Origin of the sequence: Xanthomonas sp. F10, from assembly GCF_014206815.1 — a bacterium.
Lineage (GTDB): Bacteria > Pseudomonadota > Gammaproteobacteria > Xanthomonadales > Xanthomonadaceae > Xanthomonas_A > Xanthomonas_A indica.
Genome location: NZ_JACHNP010000001.1, coordinates 2,287,000 through 2,308,490, shown reverse-complemented (window position 1 = coordinate 2,308,490; position 21,491 = coordinate 2,287,000). Strand labels below are relative to the sequence as shown.

The 21,491-nt window shown below is 69.9% G+C and carries 15 protein-coding genes; 9 read left to right on the top strand and 6 right to left on the bottom strand.

Annotated elements, in window-relative coordinates; all coding sequences use genetic code 11:
- Positions 1-245 precede the first annotated feature (245 nt).
- From galA to FHR56_RS10055, 4 genes are all read right to left on the bottom strand, one after another.
- Complete coding sequence (gene galA / locus FHR56_RS10070) at positions 246-2,807, bottom strand: beta-galactosidase GalA (RefSeq protein WP_160948323.1); 2,562 nt, start codon at positions 2,805-2,807, stop codon at positions 246-248.
- Entirely contained in the window at positions 2,804-3,979 is a 1,176-nt protein-coding gene (locus FHR56_RS10065) for an arabinogalactan endo-1,4-beta-galactosidase (RefSeq protein WP_160948324.1), read from the bottom strand. The genes galA and FHR56_RS10065 overlap by 4 nt, the downstream gene beginning before the upstream one ends.
- Before the next feature lie 16 nt (positions 3,980-3,995).
- Positions 3,996-6,692 carry a TonB-dependent receptor gene (locus FHR56_RS10060; protein ID WP_237473370.1) on the bottom strand — a complete coding sequence of 899 codons (2,697 nt, stop codon included), beginning with the start codon at positions 6,690-6,692 and terminating at the stop codon, positions 3,996-3,998.
- Between the two features lie 329 nt (positions 6,693-7,021).
- Positions 7,022-7,915 (bottom strand): LysR substrate-binding domain-containing protein, encoded by an 894-nt coding sequence (locus FHR56_RS10055; RefSeq protein ID WP_160948325.1) that lies wholly within the window; start codon positions 7,913-7,915, stop codon positions 7,022-7,024.
- A gap of 103 nt (positions 7,916-8,018) precedes the next feature.
- On the opposite strand from FHR56_RS10055, the gene FHR56_RS10050 reads away from it, so the two are divergent.
- Positions 8,019-9,026 carry a putative sulfate exporter family transporter gene (locus FHR56_RS10050; RefSeq protein ID WP_160948326.1) on the top strand — a complete coding sequence of 336 codons (1,008 nt, stop codon included), beginning with the start codon at positions 8,019-8,021 and terminating at the stop codon, positions 9,024-9,026.
- A gap of 21 nt (positions 9,027-9,047) precedes the next feature.
- Here FHR56_RS10050 and FHR56_RS10045 read toward each other — a convergent pair whose 3' ends face one another.
- Positions 9,048-9,929 carry an SDR family oxidoreductase gene (locus tag FHR56_RS10045; RefSeq protein WP_160948327.1) on the bottom strand — a complete coding sequence of 294 codons (882 nt, stop codon included), beginning with the start codon at positions 9,927-9,929 and terminating at the stop codon, positions 9,048-9,050.
- A gap of 277 nt (positions 9,930-10,206) precedes the next feature.
- Between FHR56_RS10045 and FHR56_RS10040 the strand changes: the two genes are divergently transcribed.
- The 4 genes from FHR56_RS10040 (at position 10,207) to FHR56_RS10025 (ending at position 13,708) form a co-directional block, all read left to right on the top strand.
- On the top strand, positions 10,207-10,818 hold the full coding sequence (locus FHR56_RS10040; protein WP_160948357.1) for a DUF4142 domain-containing protein: 612 nt from the start codon (positions 10,207-10,209) through the stop codon (positions 10,816-10,818).
- A gap of 73 nt (positions 10,819-10,891) precedes the next feature.
- Entirely contained in the window at positions 10,892-11,425 is a 534-nt protein-coding gene (locus FHR56_RS10035; protein ID WP_160948328.1) for a hypothetical protein, read from the top strand.
- A 9-nt stretch (positions 11,426-11,434) separates the two neighbouring features.
- Complete coding sequence (locus FHR56_RS10030; protein WP_160948329.1) at positions 11,435-12,628, top strand: zinc-dependent alcohol dehydrogenase; 1,194 nt, start codon at positions 11,435-11,437, stop codon at positions 12,626-12,628.
- 66 nt (positions 12,629-12,694) lie between these two features.
- Positions 12,695-13,708 (top strand): cation diffusion facilitator family transporter, encoded by a 1,014-nt coding sequence (locus FHR56_RS10025; RefSeq protein ID WP_160948330.1) that lies wholly within the window; start codon positions 12,695-12,697, stop codon positions 13,706-13,708.
- 277 nt (positions 13,709-13,985) lie between these two features.
- On the opposite strand, the gene FHR56_RS10020 is transcribed toward FHR56_RS10025, so the two are convergent.
- Positions 13,986-16,049: a 3-hydroxyacyl-CoA dehydrogenase NAD-binding domain-containing protein gene (locus tag FHR56_RS10020; protein ID WP_160948331.1), complete on the bottom strand. Its 2,064-nt coding sequence runs from the start codon at positions 16,047-16,049 to the stop codon at positions 13,986-13,988.
- A 239-nt stretch (positions 16,050-16,288) separates the two neighbouring features.
- Between FHR56_RS10020 and rpoE the strand changes: the two genes are divergently transcribed.
- The 4 genes from rpoE (at position 16,289) to lepA (ending at position 21,458) form a co-directional block, all read left to right on the top strand.
- Positions 16,289-16,909 (top strand): RNA polymerase sigma factor RpoE, encoded by a 621-nt coding sequence (gene rpoE, locus FHR56_RS10015; RefSeq protein WP_160948332.1) that lies wholly within the window; start codon positions 16,289-16,291, stop codon positions 16,907-16,909.
- Positions 16,906-17,865, top strand: a complete 960-nt coding sequence (locus FHR56_RS10010) for an RseA family anti-sigma factor (RefSeq protein WP_160948333.1) — start codon at positions 16,906-16,908, stop codon at positions 17,863-17,865. The genes rpoE and FHR56_RS10010 overlap by 4 nt, the downstream gene beginning before the upstream one ends.
- A 96-nt stretch (positions 17,866-17,961) precedes the next feature.
- Entirely contained in the window at positions 17,962-19,494 is a 1,533-nt protein-coding gene (locus tag FHR56_RS10005; protein ID WP_160948334.1) for a DegQ family serine endoprotease, read from the top strand.
- A gap of 173 nt (positions 19,495-19,667) precedes the next feature.
- Positions 19,668-21,458 (top strand): translation elongation factor 4, encoded by a 1,791-nt coding sequence (gene lepA / locus FHR56_RS10000; protein ID WP_019796414.1) that lies wholly within the window; start codon positions 19,668-19,670, stop codon positions 21,456-21,458.
- Positions 21,459-21,491 lie beyond the last annotated feature (33 nt).

The window sequence follows — 21,491 nt, the reverse complement described above, 5'->3', positions numbered from 1 at the left end:
ACGTGCGGGGCGGCAGCGCATGGGATGCGCCGCCGCTGCGACAGGGGCATGGGGCGGCAGGCCGCCCGTGGGGGAGGCAAGTTTAGTGGATTGGGGTTGCGGGCGACCTATCCGCGTTGCCGCCGCCCACGCTGGATGGAGCGCGGCGCGCGATCGGGCGCGCAGGTGCCGCCCGGAAAGTGAGCGCCGGTTGCCGATCAAGCAGTAGTGGAGCGCGGCCATGCTGGGCATGGCCGCGGCATCGCTCAGGCCACGAACGGCCGCGACCGCGCGCGTTCCACCGGCAGCGCCAGCCGCGCCGAGGCAAACCCGGGCGCCGTGGCCTCCAACGTCAGCGTGCCGACCGTGCGCGTGGTCTGCAGCAACGCCATGCACAGGCCGTTGAAGGCGCGGCGCTGGTCGGCCTTGTCGCGTTCGTGGCTGGACGGGTCGCCGTTGCCCACGCCGATCAGGCGACCGGGACCGCGGACGGCGAAGTGCACGGTGTCGCCGGCGGTGGGCACGATGCGGCCCTGCGCGTCGACGATCTCCACCGCGACCACGGCCACGTCCTCGGCGTCGGCCAGCAGATTCGGCCGATCGCAGCGCAGGCGGACCGCGGCCGGCGCGCCGACGGTTTCGCGGCGTTGCGTCAGCACCTGCTTGCCGTCACGGTAGCCGCGCGCTTCGATGCGGCCGGGCGCGTAGCGCACGCGCCACTCGACGTGGCCGTAGGCCGGCACCTGCTGCAGGCCCTGGCTGATGCCGTTGACCAGCAGTTCCACCGCGTCCAGGTTGCTGTGGCACCACACGTCGACCATGCCGTTGTCGCGCTCGTCCAGCAGGCCGTCCCAGTTCCAGTGCGGAAACAGGTGCAGCACCGGCTCGGCGGTCCATTGCGCGCGGTAGTACCAGTAGTTGTCCTTGGGGAAGCCGCAACTGTCGAGGATGCCGAACTGCGAGGCCACGTTCGGCCAGCGGTTGTACGGGGTCGGCTCGCCGCGGTAGTCGAAGCCGGTCCAGACGAAGCCGCCGGCGATGTACGGGCGCTGCGCGACATAGCTCCACCAGGCTTCGGCGCTGCTGGCCCACCAGGGATAGTCGAGGTCGTAGGCGCGGGCGTAGCCGCGCACGTCGTCGGTGCGGTAGTTGCCGCGCACGCCGACGGTGCTGCCGGTTTCGCTGCCGTAGACCGGGATCTGCGGATGGCGCGCATGGAAGGCGTCCATCTGCGTGGTGCGGTAGTTGAAGCCGACCACGTCCACGACCTGGCCGACGCCGTCGTCGAAGCCCTTGTCCATGGCGAAGGTGGTAGGGCGGGTCGGGTCCAGTCGGCGGACCAGGCGCTGCATGCGCGCGACGATGCGCGCGCCGCGCGCGGTGACCATCTGCGGCTCCTCGTTGCCCAGCGACCACAGCATCACGCAGGGATGGTTGCGGCCGCGCCGCACCATCGCGGTCAGTTCGGCCATGGCCTCGTCGTCGGAGGACATGCGCCGGGTCTCGTCGATCAGCAGCAGGCCCAGCCGGTCGCACAGCTCCAGCACCGCCGGCGAGGCCGGGTTGTGCGCGCTGCGGTAGGCATTGCAGCCCATCGACTTGAGCTGGTGCAGGCGCCATTCGTGCAGTCGGTCGGGAATGGCGGTGCCGACGCCGGCATGGTCCTGGTGGTTGTTGGTGCCGTGCAGCTTGTAGACGGCGCCGTTGAGCAGCAGGCCGCGCTGCGGATCGAACTGCAGGCGGCGCACGCCGAAGTGCGTCGTGGTCGCGTCGCAGGTACGGCCATCGCCGAGCACGCGCGTGGACAGCGTGTAGCGTTGTGGGTTTTCCGGCGACCACGGCGCGGGCGTGCCCAGGTCCAGGGACTGCTGCACGCGCTGCACCACGCCCGGTTCGACCGTGACCGGCGCCGAGCTGGCCTGGGCGACGATGCGCCCGTCGGGCGCGCGGATCACCGACACCACGTTGCACTGGCGCGGCGTGGCGCCATTGTTGCCAAGCTCGGTCTCGACCAGGGCCTGCGCGTCGCCGCCGTCCCAGGCGCTGCGCACGAACACGCCGTCCATCGGCACGTGCAGCGCGTCGGTGGTGCGCAGCCAGACGTGGCGGTAGATGCCGGCGCCTTCGTAGAACCAGCCCTCGCCGAGGGTGGCGTCCACGCGTACGGCGATGATGTTCCTGGCGCCGTAGTCGAGCACGTCGCTGAGGTCGACCTCGAAGCCGCAGTAGCCGCTGCCGTTGCGGCCGACGATGTGGCCGTTGCAGAACACGATGCAATCGCGGAACACGCCGTCGAATTCCAGGCTGATCCGCTTGCCCAGGTCCTCGGCCGGAATCTCCAGCACGCGGCGGTACCAGCCGATGCTGGTTTGCGGATCGGTGCGGCCCAGCGGCATGTAGCCGTGCGCGGCGGCCGGGTCTTCGCTGTTGACCAGGGTGGAGGTCGGGTCCTGGCGCGGGGGCAGCGCCACCGCCCAGTCGTGCGGCAGGTCGATGCGCTCCCAGTTGCTGTCGTCGAAGGCGAGCAGAGCGGCGTCGGCGGTGTCCTTGCCTGCCTTGGCGTAGGTGCGCTGGAAGGTGCCGAAATGGAAGTCGCGCGCCGGGTCGTCGGCGTGGCCGAGATGGAAACGCCAGCCGGTATCGCACAGCAGGCGCCGGCGCGGTGCGTCGTCGTCCAGGTCCAGCGCCAGCGGCAGCGCGGCGCTGCCGCTGGCGGGCGTGGCGGCCAGCGCGGCCGGCGCCAGGGCCGCGGCCGCGCCGGGGACCGCCACCTGCACGCCGCCGGCGACCAGCGAGCGCAGCAGGTCGCGGCGGCTCAGTTCGATCATGGCTGCGCGTCCTGCGCCGGCGCGTTGGCCTTGCCCGCTGCTGTGGCCGGCGCCGGCCGGTAGGCGTGCTGCATGAAGCCGATGCCGGGCAGCAGTTCGTTGCCGTGGCGGAAGTCGAAGAAGCTGGCGTTCTCCCACGAGGAGCCGACGCCCCAGCGGGTCTTGCAGGTGTTGCTGGTCCACGCCGGCTCCCAATACACGACGCCGCTGCCGCCGTTGTCGATCACCAGTTGGGTGAGGTCGACCAGGTACTTCAGTTGGCCCTGCGGCGTGGCCGGGTAGCCCTTGATCAGCGAGTCGGCGCCGAGCAGGTTGGGCGAGGGGTCGCCGCTCTCCAGCGTCCACGGGTAGGCGGTCTCCACCACCATCACCTCGGCCCGATAGCGCTGGCGCAGGCGCTTGATGGTGGCGCCGAGCTGGTCCATGGTCTCGCGCGACCACTTGCGGTAGTAGCTGATGCCGATGAAGTCGAAGTCGCGCACGCCGGCCTTGGCGGCGTCGGCGAACCACGGCTCCACGTTCTCCGGCTGGGCGATATGCAGCATCACCTTGGGCTTGATCGTCGAGCGCGCGCCGGCGTCGCGCACCGCCTGGATGCCGGCGTTGAACAGCTTGGCGTTGCGGGTCCAGTCGATCGGCCGGCGCTTGTCCCAGGGCTGGCTGTCCATCAGGTCGGAATTGCTTTCGTTGCCCACCTGCACCAGTTCCGGCATCAGCCCGGCGCGGTCCAGCGCGCTGAGCGTGTCGTAGGTGAAGCCGTACAGCGTGCGCGCCAGTTCGTCCTGGTCGGTGATGTTGGCCCAGGCCTTGGGGATCAGTTGCTTGTCGCCGTCGGCCCAATCGTCGGAGTAGTGGAAGTCCAGCAGCACCTGCATGCCCTGCGCGCGCGCGCGGCGGATGGTCTTCTTGACGTCGCTCAGGTCGCTGTAGCGGGTCCAGCGCGCATCGTTCCACAGGCGCACGCGCACCAGGTTGGCGCCGTGCGCGTGGAACAGCTCGAACGGGTCGCGCACCGTGCCGTGGTCGCGGTACTGCACGCCGCAATCCTCCATCTCGTTGACGTAGGACAGGTCGGCGCCGAGGTACAGCGGGCCCGCGCCGGCCACGGGCGCGGCGAGGGCGGCGGCGAGGGCCAGCGCGAGCGCCGGCAGCCAGGTGCGTTGGGATCGCATGCGGGTCTCCGGCGGCTCAGAACGTGTAGGTCGCTTCCAGGGCGAAGCGGCGGCCGAACAGTTGGTAGCCGCCGTCGTCCTGGTTGGCGAGCCGGTTGCGCTTGTTGTCGCTGTACGCGCGCAGCGGCTCGTTGGTCAGGTTGCCGACCTGGAACTTGAAGCCCAGGTGCTCGCTGTAGCGCCAGGCCAGGCTCAGGTCCACCGTGCCTTCGCTCTCCAGCCGCGCCAGCCGCGCCGCGTTCCAGCCGTACACCACGGTGTAGGGGCTGTGGTACTTGTAGCCGATCCGCGCCTCGAAGCTGCCGTTGTTGTACCAGAGGTCCAGCGTGCCGGTGTTGCGCGCCAGGCCGCTGAGCGGCAGCGGATTGTCCGCTGGCGAGAACTCGTGCAGGTTGGATTCCACGTACGAGTAGTTGGAGTAGATGCCGAAGTTCTCCATGTGCGGGATGAAGAAGAACGGGGTCTGGAAGGTCAGTTCGGCGCCGTTGATGTAGCCGCCGCCGCCGTTGAACGGGCCGCTGATCAGGTAGTCGCGGCCGTCGATGGTCTCGTGCTGGGTCTTGTAGCCGATGCTCGAATCCACCCACTTGCGGTACAGCGCCAGCGCCGCCAGCGCTTCCTTGTGGAAGTACCACTCGTAGGACAGGTCGAGCTGGGTGGCGCGGAACGGATTGAGCTGCGGGTTGCCGCCGCTGCCGGTGAGCTGGCCGACGGTGGTGTTGGGGTCGTCGAGCGCGCGCCCGGTGCGCAGTTCGTCCAGCGGCGGCCGCGCCATCACCTTGGCTACCGAGACGCGCAGGATGCGCTCGGGATCGATCAGGAAGTTGACCGTGGCGCTGGGCAGCACGTCGGTGTAGGTCTTGCCCGCGCTGCTCGGCTGCACCACGCCGCCGACGGTGTCGTAGCCGTGGCTGTCGGTATCGGTGTGGACCACGCGCACGCCGGCGTTGCCGGTGACGTCCACGCCGAACCACTGCGAACTGAACACCGCCTTGGCGAAGGCCTCGCGCACGTTTTCCTCGACGTTCCAGTGGTCCAGGCGCTGTTCGACGGCCAGGCTGGGATCGAAGCCGCCGAAGCCGAGCCTGGCGATCGCGTCCAGGTCGCCGCCGGTCAGGGTCGGCACGTTCAGGTCCGGCATCGTCACCGGGTAGATCAGGTCCTGGTAGGCCGAGATCGGCTGGCCGTAGCCGGACTGGGAACTGGTGAAGTGGCGGTTCTGCTTCTCGCGGCGCGCGGCGCGCGCACCGAATTCCAGTGCGGTGATCGGCGAATTCTCGATCGAGCGGCTGGCGCTCAGCGCCAGCGCGGCGATGCGGTCGCGCAGCGCCTGCGGCTCGGTCTGGCCGCTGATGCCCCATTCCGGCGCATCGGAGCTGGTGCTGATGGTGGGGGTGACGCCGTGGCGGAAGTCGAACGATACCGTGTCCGGATTGCTGCCGAAGCGCACCGCGCGCCAGTCGTTGTCGCGCTTGGCCTGCGAGAACGACAGGTCGCTGCCCAGCGTCCACACGTCGCCGCGCCACTTGGCGTTGAGGCCGCCGGCCGCCAGTGTCTTGACCTCGTCGTAGTTGGCGATGACGTGGTCCACCTGCAGCCTGGAATTGGCCAGGGTGCCGGCGACCACGTCGCCATCGACGATGGTGTAGGACGAGCCGGGCGTGGTGTACGGATTGCTGGCCGAGTAGATGCTGTAGCCGAGGTTGTTGAACCAGTTCTGGCGCTGGTCCTCGTCGATGCGGATGCGCGAGTACAGGCCGTCGAGCTTGAGTTCCAGGTTGCCCGAGCGCCATTGCACGGTGCCCATGGCGCCGGTGCGGGTCTGCTCGGTCAGCTTGAGCTGGTCGGCCGCGCCCCACGGTGTGTAGTCGACCTTGCCGTCGCCATCGACGTCGCGCGCGTTGCTGGCGTCGGTGTAGCCCCAGGTGCCGATCGAGACGCCGGCGTTCTTCTGCTTCTGGTAGGTGGCGCCGAGCGCGACCGCGAGGTTGTCGTTGATGCGGTGGATCCAGCTCGCGCCCAGGCGCTGGCCCCACGGCGAATAGTCGCGTGCGTCCTTGGCCTCGTCGTAGTACACCGGGCCGGCGGTGGCGACGAAGGTCGGGCCGGTGTGGTCGAGCGGATTGATGGTGGAGATGTCCACGGTGGCGGCGATGCCGCCGGCGATCAGGTCCGCCGACGGGGTCTTGTAGACCTTGACGGTGGAGACGATCTCGGTGGGGAACACTTCCCAGCGCACCGCGCGGTTGGGTTCGGAGGAGGCGATCTCGCGGCCGTTGACCGTGCCCATGGTCATGCGCGGGCCGAGGCCGCGCACCGTGGCCAGGCTTTCGTTGCCGCGGTCGCGGGTGCCGTTGACGCCGGGCAGGCGCACCAGCGCCTCGGCCACGGTGACGTTGGGCATCTGCCCCATGTTGTCGGCGGAGATGACCTCGACCACGTGGTCGTCGAGCTGCTTGGCCTGCACCGCCTGTTCCAGGCTGGCGCGCTGGCCGACTACCATCACGTTGTCCAGGGTGACCGGCTGCTGGCCGTTCTTGGCGTCGGTCGTGGCGGGCGGCGTGGCCGCGGCCGCCGGATCGGCGGGGGTGCTCTGCGCGTGCGCGGCGAAGCTGCCGGACAGGGCCAGGACGATGGCCGCGCCCAGCAGATTGCGGGCGGCAGGGCGGTGCGCGCGCCGGCCGGCCGGGCGACGGAGCTGTTCCAAAGGCATTTTTGTTCCCTCCCAGGACAAAAAGTGACCGATCAAGTTGGCATGGACCGAAAAAATCCGGTCCTGGGGGCACCGGCAGGGCGGCCCTGCATGACGGCAGGCTGTCCCGATCGTTGTCCTCGATGACGTGTCTGTCGGCGTGGCGGGGCGGGCGCGGCATGTCCGGCGATGGCTGCACGGACATCCCCGATTCGCTGCCTTGGCGCGCGAGAGACCGGGAGCGAGGATAGAAGCGCCAGGCATTCCATTCCAATGAAGCATTTGCCGAGGGCTATCTCGTTTTGGAATGGATGTCGCGCGCCGGGTCCCGCTGCCGGTCCGCGCGACTCTCAGGCCGCGGCGGACGCGGCCTGCAAGCCCAGCAGGGCCGCGGCCGCCGCACCCAGGCTGCGCTCGCGGTGGCGCAGCGCATGGAAGCTGCGTTCGCCCAGCGCCACGGCGAGGGGCTGCAGGCGGCCACTCTCCAGCCACGGGGCCGCGGCCAGTTGCGAGATCGCCGCCAGGCTGTGCCCGGCCTGCACCGCCGACAGCACCGCTTCGTTGGAGGGCAGGGACAGGGCCACGCGCAGGCACTCCGGGGCGATGCCGGCGGCGCGCAGTGCCGCCTCGAACGCCGAGCGGGTGCCCGAGCCGGGTTCGCGCATGATCCAGGTGCTGTCGGCGACCAGCCGTGCCAGCCCGGGGCGGCGACGCCCCGCCAACGGATGGTCCGGCGCGGCGACCACGCGCAGCCGATCGTGGTCCAGCGGCGAACTCAGCAACTCGGGGGCCTGCACGCCGCCCTCGACGAAGCCCAGTTCGGCGCGCCCCTCGCGCACCGCGCGCGCCACGCTGTCGGTGTTGCCCACGCTCAGGCGGATCTCGATCTGCGGATAGCGCGCATGGAACGCCATCAGCCGGGTCGGCAGCCAATAGCTGGCCACGGTCTGGCTGGCGTGCAGGTCGAGCGTGCCGCGCAGCACGCCGCGCCATTCGCTCAGGGCCAGTTCGGCGGCGCGGCTGCGCGCCAGGATCGCCTTGGCGTCCTCGCAGAACGCGGCACCGGCCGCGGTCAGTACCACGCCGCGGCCGACCCGGTCGAACAGCGCGACCCCGTATCGATGCTCGAGTGCCTTGATCGCGGCGCTGGCCGCCGACGGCGTGCGATGCGCGGCGTGCGCGCCCAGGGTCAGGTGCTGGCGTTCGGCCACCGCCACGAACAGCGCGAGTTGTTCCAGGGTCATGCGGCAACCATTCGGGATGGTCGAATGAAATGTGCACCATTATGCGATGGAATCAAACGGTTTGCAGTCGCACGCTGCCGCCACTTCGATCCGGTTCGTTCCCATGCTTACGCAACTGCACAGACGTTCGACCTTGCTGCCCGGGCTGGCCCTGGCCATCGCCGTGGCGGCGCTGGCGTGGCTGGCCGAGCGCGCGCAACTGCAGTGGCTGGGCCGGCGCTGGATCGACGCGCTGGTGTTCGCGATCGTGCTGGGCACGCTGCTGCGCACGGCCTGGCGGCTGCCGCCGTCCAGCCACGCCGGCATCGCCTTCGCCGCCAAGCTGCCGCTGGAACTGGCGATCGTGCTGCTCGGCGCGTCGGTCGGCATCGGCGCCATCGGCGCGGCCGGCGGCCTGTTGCTGGGCGTCATCGCCGGGGTGGTGGTGCTGGCGATCGCCCTCGGCTACGGCATCGGCCGCGCGCTGGGGCTGCCGTCGCGCCTGGCCACCCTGGTCGCCTGCGGCAACGCGATCTGTGGCAATTCGGCGATCGTCGCCGCGGCGCCGGTGATCGACGCCGACTCCGACGACGTGGCCGCGGCGATCGCCTTCACCGCTGCGCTTGGCGTGCTGGTGGTGTTGCTGCTGCCGCTGGCGGTGCCGTTGCTGGGGTTAGACCAGCGTCACTACGGCATCCTCGCCGGTCTGACCGTGTACGCGGTGCCGCAGGTGCTGGCGGCGACTGTGCCGGTGGGCGCGGTGAGCGCGCAGGTGGGTGCACTGGTCAAGCTGATGCGGGTGCTGATGCTGGGGCCGGTGATGCTGTTGCTGGGGCTGATCCACGGCGGATCGCCGGCGCAGCGGCGCCCGGCGCACGCGCTGGTGCCGTGGTTCGTGTTCGGCTTCGTCGGCATGATGGGCCTGCGCGCGCTGGGCGTGCTGCCGGCGCCGCTGATCGAGGCGGCGCAAGCGCTGTCGTTGCTGTTCACCCTGGTGGCGATGGCCGCGCTGGGCCTGTCGGTGAACCTGCGCAGCGTGCTCGCGTCCGGTGGCCGCGTGCTGGCGGCCGGAACGCTATCGCTGTTGGCACTGGCCAGCCTCAGCGTGCTGCTGCTGCGCTGGTTGCCGTAGCGCCGGCGCGCTGCGCCGCGGTCAGTCGCCGTGGATGCGGCCGCTCTCGCCGGCACGGTACAGCGTGCCCTGCCGATCGCGCGCCGGTTGCGCCTGCCGCTGCCGTTCGCTGCGCAGGGCCGAGAGCCGGTCGGCCAGGCGCGGCAGCAGATGGGTCATCGCCACGTTGGCGCTGGCCAGGAAGCCCACTTTCACGTCGCGGCCGCCGTGTTCGGCCGCGTGCAGGATCGCCTCGGCCACCCGCAGCGGCGCGATCATCGGCTTGGGCAGCGTCGGTTCCTCGCGCAGGTAGTTGCGTGCATGCTGCGGATACGGCGTGTTCACCGCGGTCGGCTGAATCAGCACCACCGACACCGGCGCATCGTCCAGGTGCTCCAGTTCGATCCGCAAGGTGTCGGTGAAGCCCTTGACCGCATGCTTGGAAGCGGCATACATGCCCTGCAGCGGAATCACCGCCTCGGAGGCCTCGCTGCCCAGGTTGACCAGGCTGCCGCGCGAGGCCAGCAGATGCGGCAGCGCCGCCATCGAGCCATGCACCACGCCCCAGAAGTTCACGTCGAACAGGCGCCTGCTGTCGCCCTCGTCGACGTCGGCGAGCTTGCCGTAGATCGCCACGCCGGCATTGTTCACCCAGGTGTCGATGCGGCCGAAGTGCCGGATCGCCGTCGCTGCGGCCTCGTCGAGCTGCGTGCGCTCGGCCACGTCGGCGACCACCGCGATCGCCTCGCCACCGGCATCGCGGATGGTCTGCACGGTCGCATCGAGCACACCCTGGCTGCGCGCCACCAGCACCACGCGGGCGCCACGCTCGGCGGCCAGCAGCGCGGTACACAGGCCGATGCCGCTGGAGGCGCCGGTGATCACGATCACCTGTTGCGCCAGCGGGAGATGTCGTTGTGCCATGTGCTGTGCTCCGCAAACGGGTTCGCTCCAGCATGGGCCGCGGCACGTCGCGCGGCGTGACGCGCGGATCGCGGTGGCGTCAATGGCCACAGCCATCACAGGCGCCCGGTGCGCAGCATCGCGCGGCCGCGCCGATTTGTTTGCGCTCGCAGCATTTCGCATCGCCTGCACTCGCGTTCAACCATGCGCTCACGACGCGCCGCGGAGCATGCGCAGCACCTCTCATGCAAAGGACACTGTCATGCGTAGCTACCGTTCCGGTCTTTCTCTGGCGCTGATGTCGGTTCTCGGCGTCGGCCTTGCTCATGCGCAGACCGACACCTCCGGCCAGGCCGGCAGTCGCGATCCCGGCGCGATGCAACAGCAAACGCCATCGACGTCTGCGGCGCAGACGTCGTCCGGCATGCAGGGCGCACAAGGCGCGCGCGCGTCTGCGCTCAACGAAAAGCAGGCGCTCGGCGTGCTGTCGGCGATCAATACCAGCGAGATCAACGCCGGCAACCTGGCCTTGCAGAAGCAGGTGAAGGGCCCGGTGCGCGATTACGCCACGCAGATGGTCAAGGAACATTCGGACAACAACGCCAAGATCGCACCGTGGGGCCCAGATGCCAAGGCCGCACCGGCGCAGCAGCAGATGCAGAAGGCCAAGGCGGAAGCCGGCAAGCTGCAGGCACTGGACGGCGACCGCTTCGCGCAGGCCTACGTGATGGCGATGGTCAAGGACCACCAGGCGGCGCTGCAGATGCTCGACAGCACCCTGATCCCCGCGGCCAAGACTCCGGAGGTCGCCGCGCACCTGCGCACTACCCGCGCGCACGTGGCCGAGCACCTGGCCAAGGCGCAGCAGTTGCAGAGTGCCGGCACGCCGCCGGCCGCGTCCACCCGCTGAACTGCGCTGCGGGTCGCGGCCGCCACGCCGTGACCCGCATCGCGATCGTTCCGGTCCTGCCAGGAGCCTTCCCATGCGCGAATCCCCGGTCACCGACGCGGCCGTTACCCTGGACGGCACGCGCCTGGTCCGTACCCTCAGCATTCTGGGCGAACCGCATCAGATCCTCGATGCCTGGTGCGACGTCGGCGTGCAGCAACAGGTGCTGTCGGGCCTGGCCGAGCTGCAGTCGGGCGACGGTTACGCCTCGCATTGGCGCTTGCGCCTGCCGTTGGAACGCCACCTCGAACTGGAGTACCGGCGCGGCGAGGCCTGTCTTGGCGAATCGGTCAGCTATGTGGGCAGCGGCGAGCACGGCCTGCATCTGCAGACCACGCTGAGCGTGCGTGCCGCACCGGACGGATTCGGCTGCGAAACCACCCTGGCGGTGGAGTACCGCGTCGAGGGCGGCATCGTCGCCCAGGCCGTGGCCAAGTTGGTCGGCGCCGCCCCGGATGCGCTGGTCGGCAAGGTGTTGCATCGGTTCAAGGCCTGGATCGAGTGCGGCGAAGTGCCGACGTTGCGCGACAACCCGTCCGCGCGCGGCCGCGACCACCACGAACACTAGGAGTCCGCCATGCGCGCACTGTGCTGGAACGGCGTCAACGATCTGCGGGTGGAAACGGTTCCCGACCCACGCATCGTCAACCCACGCGATGTCATCCTGAAAGTCGGCCTCAGCACCACCTGCGGCTCGGACCTGCATTTCATCGACGGCTACCTGCCGACGATGCGCGAAGGCGACATCATCGGCCACGAATTCATGGGCGAAGTGGTCGAGGTCGGACCGCAGGTGCGCAACCTGCGCGTCGGCCAGCGCGTGGTGGTGCCCTCGTTCATTTCCTGCGGCGAATGTTGGCACTGCGGGCGCCAGGAATTCTCGCTGTGCGACAACACCAACCCCAACTGGGAGATGCAGGAGCCGTTGCTCGGCTATCCGACCGCCGGCATCTACGGCTACACCCACGCCTTCGGCGGCTATGCCGGCTCGCATGCGGACTTCATCCGCGTGCCACATGCCGACGTCGGCTGCTTCGCCATCCCGGAGGAGGTGGACGACGAGGACGCGCTGTTCCTGTCCGACGCCGGCCCCACCGGCTTCATGGGCGCCGATTTCTGCAACATCCAGCCCGGCGCGACCGTGGCGGTGTGGGGGTGCGGTGGGGTCGGGCTGATGGCGCAGCAGAGCGCGCGGCTGCTGGGTGCCGAGCGGGTCATCGCCATCGATCGCCTGCCCGAGCGGCTGGCGCTGGCGCGCGACGTGCTCGGCAACGAGGTGATCGATTACAGCGCGGTCGACAGCGTGGTCGAGATGCTGCGCGAAATGACCGGCGGACGCGGCCCCGATGCCTGCATCGATGCGGTCGGCATGGAGGCGCACGGCACCGGCCTCGGCTACGCCTACGACCGGGTCAAGCAGGCGCTGCACCTGCACACCGATCGCGGTCAGGCCTTGCGCGAGGCGATCCTGGCCTGCCGCAAGGGCGGCACGCTGTCGATCCTGGGCGTGTACGGGCTGATGGACAAGTTCCCGCTCGGTGCGGTGATGAACAAGGGAATGACCGTACGCACCGCCCAGCAGCACGGCCAGCACTACGTGCCGCGCCTGCTGGAGCTGGCGCGCAGCGGCGCGTTCAAGACGCGCTTCCTGGCCACGCACCGGATGCCGCTGGAGGAGGCGGCGCGCGGCTACGACCTGTTCAAGCACAAGCACGACGGCTGCGTGCGCGCGGTGTTCGTGCCGGGGCAGGCGGCCGCAGCGGCGGTGTAATAGTCTCCGCACAGGCGGCGGCCTAAGGTAGCGGCCATCTTCCCCGCATCGCCGCCCGGTCGCCCAATGGGACACGATCACAGCCACGCCCCCACCGAGATCCGTCACGAGCAGCCCCTGTGGTGGGCGCTCGGCCTCACCGCGCTGTTCCTGGTGGTGGAAGTGGCCGGCGCCTTCGTCACCAACAGCCTGGCGCTGTTGTCCGACGCCGCGCACATGGCCACCGACACGCTGGCGCTGATGATCGCCCTGATCGCGGTGCGGCTGAGCCGGCGCCCGCCCGATGCCAAGCGCAGCTACGGCTATGCGCGGCTGGAGGCGCTGGGTGCGCTGGTCAACGGCGCGCTGCTGTTCGTGGTGGCCGGCTACATCCTGTGGGAGGCGGTGCAGCGGTTCCGCCAGCCGCAGGAGATCGCCACCGTCGGCATGCTCGGCATCGCCGCGTTCGGCCTGCTGATCAACCTGATCTCGATGCGCCTGCTCAAGGCCGGCAGCGGCGAGAGCCTCAACATGAAGGGCGCCTATCTGGAAGTGTGGAGCGACATGCTCGGTTCGGTCGCGGTGATCGTCGGCGCGCTGGCGATCCGTGTCACCGGCTGGAAGCTGATCGATCCGATCCTGGCGGTGCTGATCGGCCTGTGGGTGCTGCCGCGGACCTGGGTATTGCTGCGCGAGGCGATCAACGTGCTGCTGGAAGGCGTGCCCAAGGGCGTGGACCTGGATGCGGTGCGCGGCTACCTGCAGGCGGCGCCTGGCGTGGCCAGCGTGCATGACCTGCACGTATGGGCACTGGCCTCCAGCACCCCGGCGCTGACCGCGCACGTGGTGGTGGCCGAGGGTGCCGACGCCGACGCATTGCGTGCCGCGCTCTGCGATGGCCTGCATGCGCGTTTCGACATCGACCACATCACCCTGCAGATGGAAGCCGGCCATTGCGGCGCCACACCGTGTGGCGCGCCGGCCGCGGCGGGCGAGGGCGGTGGTCACGATCATCATGGGCAGGGTCATTACGCGCACGATCATGCCCATGGCCATCGTGCGCACGGGCATGGCCATGCGCATGGGCATTCGCATCCGTAAACGACGCGGTTGCCGGATGGCACGCATGCCGGCGCCGCGGTCGTTTGCCGTTCCGGAGTGGCAGCCGTCGAGCACCGGGAATGCCGGTCGCGGGTGAAGCCGCTCCTACGAGCGACTTGGCGCCGACGGCCGCAGCCATGGCCGGATCATGCGCATGCGCGCGACCCGTCGCCGCAACGCGTCTTTTGTCGGAGCGGCTTCAGCCGCGATGGGTGTACCCGGTAATGCCCATCGCGGCTGAAGCCGCTCCTACGCAAAACACGATCAGGGCGCGAGCTTAAACCACCGGTTCGCGCAGCGCCGGCGACTCCCAGCCCGGGCGCGGCGCGAAGCGCTCGCCATAGCGCGCCTGCAGGGCGCGCAGGCGTGCCAGCAGCACGTCGGCGCCGGCGGCGCGGATGTGCTGGATCGGGCCGCCGCGGAACGGGGCGAAGCCGGTGCCGAAGATCACGCCGGCATCGAGCAGGTCGGCATCGGCGACCACGCCTTCGTGCAGGCAGGCGACCGCTTCGTTGAGCAGGGGCAGGATCAGGCGGTCTTCCAGGTCGTCCGGTGCGCGGTAGTCCTTGGCCAGCTCCGGCTTCTTGGCGCGGCCGTTCTCCCAGGTGTACAGGCCCTGGCCATCCTTCTTGCCGCGCTTGCCCGGCTCCACGGTCTGCAGCGCCGCCGGGATCGGCAGGCCCAGGAACGGCGCCAGCTCGGCGCCGACGCCGGCGGCCACGTCCAGGCCCACCGTGTCGATCAGCTCGATCGGCCCCATCGGCATGCCGAACTTGACTGCGGCCTTGTCGATCGCCGGGCCGGGAATGCCCTCGGCATAAGCGGTGGCCGCTTCCAGCATGTACGGGAACAGCACGCGGTTGACCAGGAAGCCGGGGGTGCCGGCGACCGGCACTGGCAGCTTGTCGATCGCCTTGCAGAAGGCGGCCAGCCGCTTCTGATTCTCCGGCGCCAGGCCATCGTGGCAGACGATCTCCACCAGCGGCATCTGCGCCACCGGGTTGAAGTAGTGCAGGCCGCCGAACTGCGCCGGGCGCTGGATGTGCTCGCGCAGCTCGGTCAGCGGGATCGAGGAGGTGTTGGTGCTGAGCAGCGCATTCGGCTGCATGCGCGGTTCAAGCGCCTGGTACAACTCGCGCTTGGCCTGCGGATTCTCGATGATCGCTTCGATCACCAGGTCGGCCTTCGGCACGCCGTCGCCGGCCAGGTCGCCCTTCAGCCGCGCCGCCACCGCCGGACGCTTGCTGTCGTCCTTGACCCGCTTGGCGAACAGTTCGCCAGCGCGGCTCAGCGCACCGTCGATGAAGCGCTGCTCGCGGTCCTGCAGGGTCACCTCGAAGCCCTTGTAGGCCGACCAGGCGGCGATGTCGCCGCCCATCACACCGGCGCCGACCACATGCACGTGGCGGATGCCGTGCGCCTTGCCGCCCAGCGCCTTGAGCCGTTCGGTGAGGAAGAAGATGCGGATCAGGTTGCGCGCGGTAGGCGTGCTGGCCAGCTTGACCACCGCCTTGCGCTCGGCGTCCAGGCGCGCCTGGATACCGCTGCCGCCGCTGCGTTCCCACACGCCGATCAGCGCGTATGGCGCCGGGTAGTGCTCCTTGCGCGCCTTGCGCGCCACCTGCTTGCGCATCTGCGGCGCCAGCAGCTTGCGCGCCGGCCAGGTGTTGGTGGCCCAGGCGGTGGCGCGCTGCTTGAAGGGACGGGTGGTGCCGGACAGCGCCAGCGCCACCGCGGTATCGGTGAGCACGGCGGGCGCGGCGACCTTGTCGACCAGGCCCATCGCGCGTGCTGCCGAGGCCGACACGGTGCGCCCGGTGAGCATCAGGTCCATCGCCGCCGGCGCGCCGATCAGCCGCGGCAGGCGCGCGCTGCCGCCCCAGCCGGGGAAGATGCCGAGCTTGGTCTCGGGCAGGCCGATGCGGGTGGCGGCGTCGCTGGAGGCGACGCGGTAGCGGCAGGCCAGGGCGATCTCGGTACCGCCGCCCATGCAGAAGCCGTGGATCGCCGCCACCGTGGGGCAGGGCAGTTCCGCCAGTTTCTGGAAGGTGGCCTGGCCGCGGCGGATGGCGTCGTTGACGGTGCCGCGGCGGTCGAATTCCTGGAACTCCTTGAGGTCGGCGCCGGCGATGAAACCGTTGTCCTTGGCCGAGCGGATCACCACGCCCTTGGGCGGATCGATGGCGATGCGCTCGAGCAGGTCGCCCAGCTCCAGCAGCACGTCCTGCGACAGCGCGTTGACGGGCGCGTCCTGGCGGTCGAGGCTGAGCACGACGACGCCGTCGCCGCGGATGTCCGCTTGCCAGTGACTGAATCGGAGCCCGTCGAAGCCTGAAAGCATGGGGAGGACCATCCGCTTGTGTATGGAGAAGATCGTTATCATCCAGAGGTTGTTTCCGTCGCGTCAAATCCCAATGCAGGGGAATTGAGGCGCGTCCCGCGACCGCTGGCCTTGCGCCAGCCTAACGGAACGCCGGTTAACGTCGTGGGGCGGCGATCCGCTGAGGGGCGCTGAACTTTTTTCCGAATTGGCGGTCAGAGGGTCCGACGTAGGTTGGGCTGACAGGAGTGCGGCCCGCTATGGCCGATGTCGAAACACCCCAGGAGCTGGACCTGGAACTGGTCCGGCGTGTGCAGCGCGGCGAGAGCGCGGCGTTCGATGTGCTGGTGCGCAAGTACCAGCATCGGATCGTCGGCCTGATCGGGCGCTACATCGCCGACTGGAGCGAATGTCAGGACGTGGCCCAGGACACCTTCATCCGCGCCTACCGCGCGATGGGGAGCTTCCGTGGCGACGCCCAGTTCTCCACATGGTTGCACCGGATCGCCGTGAACACCGCCAAGAACTACCTGGTCGCGCACAACCGCAGGCCGCCCACCGACGATGTCGACGTGCTCGATGCCGAGCAGTTCGACAGCGGCACCCGGCTGCGCGACACCGACACGCCCGAGCGCGAGTTGATGCGCCAGGAACTGGAGCGCACGGTGATGAAGGCGGTCGATGCCTTGCCGGAAGAATTGCGCACCGCCATCACCCTGCGCGAGGTGGAGGGCATGAGCTACGAGGACATCGCGCAGAAGATGGGCTGCCCGATCGGCACCGTGCGTTCGCGGATCTTTCGCGCCCGCGAGGCCATCGACGCCGAACTCCGTCCCCTGCTGGATACCGACAGCGCCACCCGTGAGCGACACCGCGTATGACCGATAGCACGCCCTTTCCCAAGCCAGTGCCGGCGCCCGACAGCGCAGCGCCGGACAAGTTCGAGCTGCACTACCGGCAGCAACTGTCCGCGCTGATCGACGGCGAACTGCCGGCCGACGAAGCGCGCTTCGTGCTGCGCCGGCTGCAGCACGACGAGGAACTGTCCGGCTGCCACGAGCGCTGGCAGCTGTGCGGCGACATCCTGCGCGGGCGCGTCAGCGTGCCGGCGCCCAGCGATTTCAGTGCCCGCGTGCGCCAGGCGGTGGCCGCCGAAGCGCAGCAGGCCGCGCGCGCCCAAGTGGCCAGCGCGGCCGGCAAGCGCCGCACCTGGCGCTGGGGCGGCAGTGCGGCCCTGGCCGCCTCGGTCGCCCTGCTGGCGCTGTTCGTGACCCAGCGCCTGCCGCAAACCCCCGAGGCGCTGACGCCGGCGCGGGTGGCCGATGCCGCCGCGCCGACGCCGGCGCCTGCCGCGACCGCGCCGCAGATCCCGACGCCTGCACCGGCGCCTGCCGATCCGCAAGGCGACCTCGCCGCGGCGGTCGCGGCGGCGCCGGCGATGGCGATCGCGGCCAACCGCCGCCAGGAAGCGGCGGCGCGACGCGAGGCCGCGCGCAGCGAGCAGGCCGCGCGGCCCCGCAGCGCCCCGGCCGAGCGCGCCTATGCCGCGGCGGCGCCCACCAGGCCGCAAGCCAAGATGCCCGCGCAGACGCCGTTCGTGGCGCCGGTCGTGCCTCCGACGATGGTCGCGCAGCGCGCCAGCGATCCGTTCGGGCATCCGGCCGCGCCGCTGCAGGCCCGGCCGTGGCCGCGCTCGACCCTGCCGGCCGCCGACGCCGGCAGCGCCTTCACCGCCAGCTTCCCGCGCAGCGGCGTGGACCCGGCGGCGTTCTATCCGTTCGAACCCCGCCTGCCTGCCGACGCCGTGGCCAACCCGCCGCCGCCGCAGCAGCCCTGACCCCGCGCGCCGGCAGGCGTCCTGCTTCGCCCGGCGCGTGGGCCCGTTGCTTCGTCCCCTCGTTCTTCCCCTTCCCGAACCGGAGGCTCGCGTCCGATGACTCACCGTATCCGCCACCATCTGTTGGGCCTGCTGGCGCTGACCGTGCCGCTGGCCGCCTGTGCGCAGCAGCCCAGCCCCAGCGCCGCCAGCGCCACGCCGCTGGCCGCGCAGTCCGCGCCGGCACCGCAACTGGTCGGCAACCTTCCCGATTTCACCCGGTTGGTCGAGCAGGTCGGGCCGGGCGTGGTCAATGTCGAAACCACCATCAGCCGCCGCGCCGCGGCCGCGCGCTCCGGCGGCGGCATGCCCGACGACGACCAGATCCCCGAGTTCTTCCGCCGTTTCTTCGGTCCGGAGGGCATGCCGGGGATGCCCGGGCAGCCGCGCGGCGGCGCGCCGGATGACGACGGCCCCGCGGGCCGCTCGATGGGCTCGGGCTTCATCATCTCGCCCGATGGCTACGTGCTGACCAACCACCACGTGGTCGACGGCGCCAGCGAGGTCAAGGTCAAGCTCACCGATCGCCGCGAGTTCACCGCCAAGGTGGTCGGCAGCGACCAGCAGTACGACGTGGCGCTGCTGAAGATCGACGGCAAGAACCTGCCGACGGTGCGCATCGGCGACTCCAACCTGCTCAAGCCCGGCCAGTGGGTGGTGGCGATCGGCTCGCCGTTCGGCCTGGACCACTCGGTCACCGCCGGCATCGTCAGCGCCACCGGGCGCAGCAACCCTTACGCCGACCAGCGCTACGTGCCGTTCATCCAGACCGACGTGGCGATCAACCAGGGCAATTCCGGCGGCCCGCTGCTCAACACCCGCGGCGAAGTGGTCGGCATCAACTCGCAGATCTTCTCCGCCTCCGGCGGCTACATGGGCATCAGCTTCGCGATCCCGATCGACCTGGCGATGAGCGCGGTCGAGCAGATCAAGAAGACCGGCAAGGTCACCCGCGCCCAGCTCGGGGTGATGGTCGGCGCCATCGATTCGCTGAAGGCGCAGGGCCTGGGCCTGCCGGATACGCGCGGCGCGCTGGTCAACCAATTGGTCCAGGGCAGCCCGGCGGCCAAGGCCGGGCTGGAAGTGGGCGATGTGATCCGCACCGTCAACGGCACCGAGATCGGCGCGTCCAGCGACCTGCCGCCGATGATCGGCGCGATGCAGCCGGGCGCCAAGGTGCGCCTGGGCATCCTGCGCGACGGCAAGCCGCGCGAGCTGACCGTGCAGCTGACCGCGCTGGCCGACGACGCCCAGCCCAACGCCGGCCCGGTGGTGGGCGACAACGCCGCCCCGGCCACCGGGGCCAATGCGCTGCTCGGCATCGAAGTGGCGGATCTGGACGCTGCCACCCGCCAGCAACTGGGCGTGGAGCCGGGCAAGGGCGTGCGCATCACCGCGGTGACCGGCCGCGCCGCGCGCGACGCGCAGCTGGTGCCGGGCATGGTGATCCTGCAGGTCGGGCGCACCCCGGTCGGCAGCGTGGCCGCCCTGAACCAGCAGCTGAGCGCCTACAAGAAGGGCGACGTGGTGATGCTGCTGATCCGCGTCCGCGACACCACCAGCTTCGTCGCGGTACGCGCCGGCGGCTGATCCCGCGCGCCCGGCCGTGGCCGGGCGCCATCCCCGGCGCCGATCCAGCCGGGTCGGCGCCCGGGGCCGGGGGCGAATCCGGCGGCCGTCACCAGCGGCCGCCGGCCATGCGATAATGGCCCGTTATCCTGACGACGGTCCTGGCCGCCGCCCACCTCATGTCCTCTGATTCGATGCGGAACATCCGCAACTTCTCCATCATCGCCCACGTCGACCACGGCAAATCGACCCTGGCCGATCGCATCATCCAACTCTGCGGCGGCCTGCAGGCGCGCGAGATGGAAGCGCAGGTGCTCGACTCCAACCCGATCGAGCGCGAACGCGGCATCACCATCAAGGCCCAGTCCGTGTCGCTGCCGTACACCGCGCAGGACGGGCAGGTCTACCACCTGAACTTCATCGACACCCCCGGCCACGTCGACTTCTCCTACGAGGTCAGCCGCTCGCTGGCCGCCTGCGAAGGCGCGCTGCTGGTGGTGGATGCGGCGCAGGGCGTGGAAGCGCAGTCGGTGGCCAACTGCTACACCGCGGTGGAGCAGGGCCTGGAAGTGGTGCCGGTGCTGAACAAGATCGACCTGCCCACCGCCGACATCGACCGCGCCAAGGCCGAGATCGAGGCGGTGATCGGCATCGACGCCACCGACGCGGTGGCGGTCAGCGCCAAGACCGGGCTGAACGTGCGCGACGTGCTGGAGGCGATCGTGCAGCGCATCCCGCCGCCGGTGCCGCGCGACACCGACAAGCTGCAGGCGCTGATCATCGATTCCTGGTTCGACAACTACCTGGGCGTGGTCTCGCTGGTGCGGGTGATGCAGGGCGAGATCAAGGCCGGCGACAAGCTGCTGGTGATGTCCACCGGCCGCACCCACCAGGTCGACAACGTCGGCGTGTTCACGCCCAAGCGCAAGGTGCTGCCGGCGCTGCGCGCGGGCGAGGTGGGCTGGGTCACCGCCAGCATCAAGGACGTGCACGGCGCACCGGTCGGCGACACCCTGACCCTGGCCGGCGACCCGGCCAGCAAGCCGCTGCCCGGCTTCCAGGAAATGCAGCCGCGCGTGTTCGCCGGCCTGTTCCCGGTCGACGCCGAGGACTACACCAACCTGCGCGAGGCGCTGGACAAGCTGCGCCTGAACGACGCGGCGCTGCGCTTCGAGCCGGAAAGCTCCGAGGCGATGGGCTTCGGCTTCCGCTGCGGCTTCCTCGGCATGCTGCACATGGAGATCGTGCAGGAGCGCCTGGAGCGCGAGTACAACCTGGACCTGATCAGCACTGCGCCGACCGTGGTCTACGAGGTGCTGAAGACCGACGGCAGCATCATCAGCATGGACAACCCGGCCAAGCTGCCGCCGGTGAACATGGTCGAGGAGATCCGCGAGCCGATCATCCGCGCCAACATCCTCACCCCCGAGGAATACATCGGCAACATCATCAAGCTGTGCGAGGAAAAGCGCGGCAGCCAGATCGGCATCAACTACCTGGGCAGCCAGGTGCAGATCAGCTACGAGCTGCCGATGGCCGAGGTGGTGCTGGACTTCTTCGACAAGCTCAAGTCGGTCAGCCGCGGCTACGCCTCGCTGGACTACCACTTCGTGCGCTTCGACACCGGCCCGTTCGTGCGCGTGGACGTGCTGATCAACGGCGACAAGGTCGATGCGCTGTCGCTGATCGCGCACCGCAGCCACGCCGATCGCCGCGGCCGCGAGCTGTGCGAGAAGATGAAGGACCTGATCCCGCGGCAGATGTTCGACGTGGCGATCCAGGCCGCGATCGGCTCGCAGATCATCGCCCGCACCACGGTCAAAGCGATGCGCAAGAACGTGCTGGCCAAGTGCTATGGTGGCGACGTCTCGCGCAAGAAGAAGCTGTTGGAAAAGCAGAAGGAAGGCAAAAAGCGCATGAAGCAGGTCGGCCGCGTGGAAATCCCGCAGGAAGCCTTCCTGGCTGTGCTGCAGATGGACAAGTAGCCGGGATTGGGGATTCGGGATTGGAGATTGGCC

Excerpts from the sequence above, each read along its gene's own strand:
- galA (WP_160948323.1), bottom strand. The coding sequence starts at position 2,807 with ATGATCGAACTGAGCCGCCGCGACCTGCTGCGCTCGCTGGTCGCCGGC.
- FHR56_RS10065 (WP_160948324.1), bottom strand. The coding sequence starts at position 3,979 with ATGCGATCCCAACGCACCTGGCTGCCGGCGCTCGCGCTGGCCCTCGCC.
- FHR56_RS10060 (WP_237473370.1), bottom strand. The coding sequence starts at position 6,692 with ATGCCTTTGGAACAGCTCCGTCGCCCGGCCGGCCGGCGCGCGCACCGC.
- FHR56_RS10055 (WP_160948325.1), bottom strand. The coding sequence starts at position 7,915 with ATGACCCTGGAACAACTCGCGCTGTTCGTGGCGGTGGCCGAACGCCAG.
- FHR56_RS10050 (WP_160948326.1), top strand. The coding sequence starts at position 8,019 with ATGCTTACGCAACTGCACAGACGTTCGACCTTGCTGCCCGGGCTGGCC.
- FHR56_RS10045 (WP_160948327.1), bottom strand. The coding sequence starts at position 9,929 with ATGGCACAACGACATCTCCCGCTGGCGCAACAGGTGATCGTGATCACC.
- FHR56_RS10040 (WP_160948357.1), top strand. The coding sequence starts at position 10,207 with ATGTCGGTTCTCGGCGTCGGCCTTGCTCATGCGCAGACCGACACCTCC.
- FHR56_RS10035 (WP_160948328.1), top strand. The coding sequence starts at position 10,892 with ATGCGCGAATCCCCGGTCACCGACGCGGCCGTTACCCTGGACGGCACG.
- FHR56_RS10030 (WP_160948329.1), top strand. The coding sequence starts at position 11,435 with ATGCGCGCACTGTGCTGGAACGGCGTCAACGATCTGCGGGTGGAAACG.
- FHR56_RS10025 (WP_160948330.1), top strand. The coding sequence starts at position 12,695 with ATGGGACACGATCACAGCCACGCCCCCACCGAGATCCGTCACGAGCAG.
- FHR56_RS10020 (WP_160948331.1), bottom strand. The coding sequence starts at position 16,049 with ATGCTTTCAGGCTTCGACGGGCTCCGATTCAGTCACTGGCAAGCGGAC.
- rpoE (WP_160948332.1), top strand. The coding sequence starts at position 16,289 with ATGGCCGATGTCGAAACACCCCAGGAGCTGGACCTGGAACTGGTCCGG.
- FHR56_RS10010 (WP_160948333.1), top strand. The coding sequence starts at position 16,906 with ATGACCGATAGCACGCCCTTTCCCAAGCCAGTGCCGGCGCCCGACAGC.
- FHR56_RS10005 (WP_160948334.1), top strand. The coding sequence starts at position 17,962 with ATGACTCACCGTATCCGCCACCATCTGTTGGGCCTGCTGGCGCTGACC.
- lepA (WP_019796414.1), top strand. The coding sequence starts at position 19,668 with ATGCGGAACATCCGCAACTTCTCCATCATCGCCCACGTCGACCACGGC.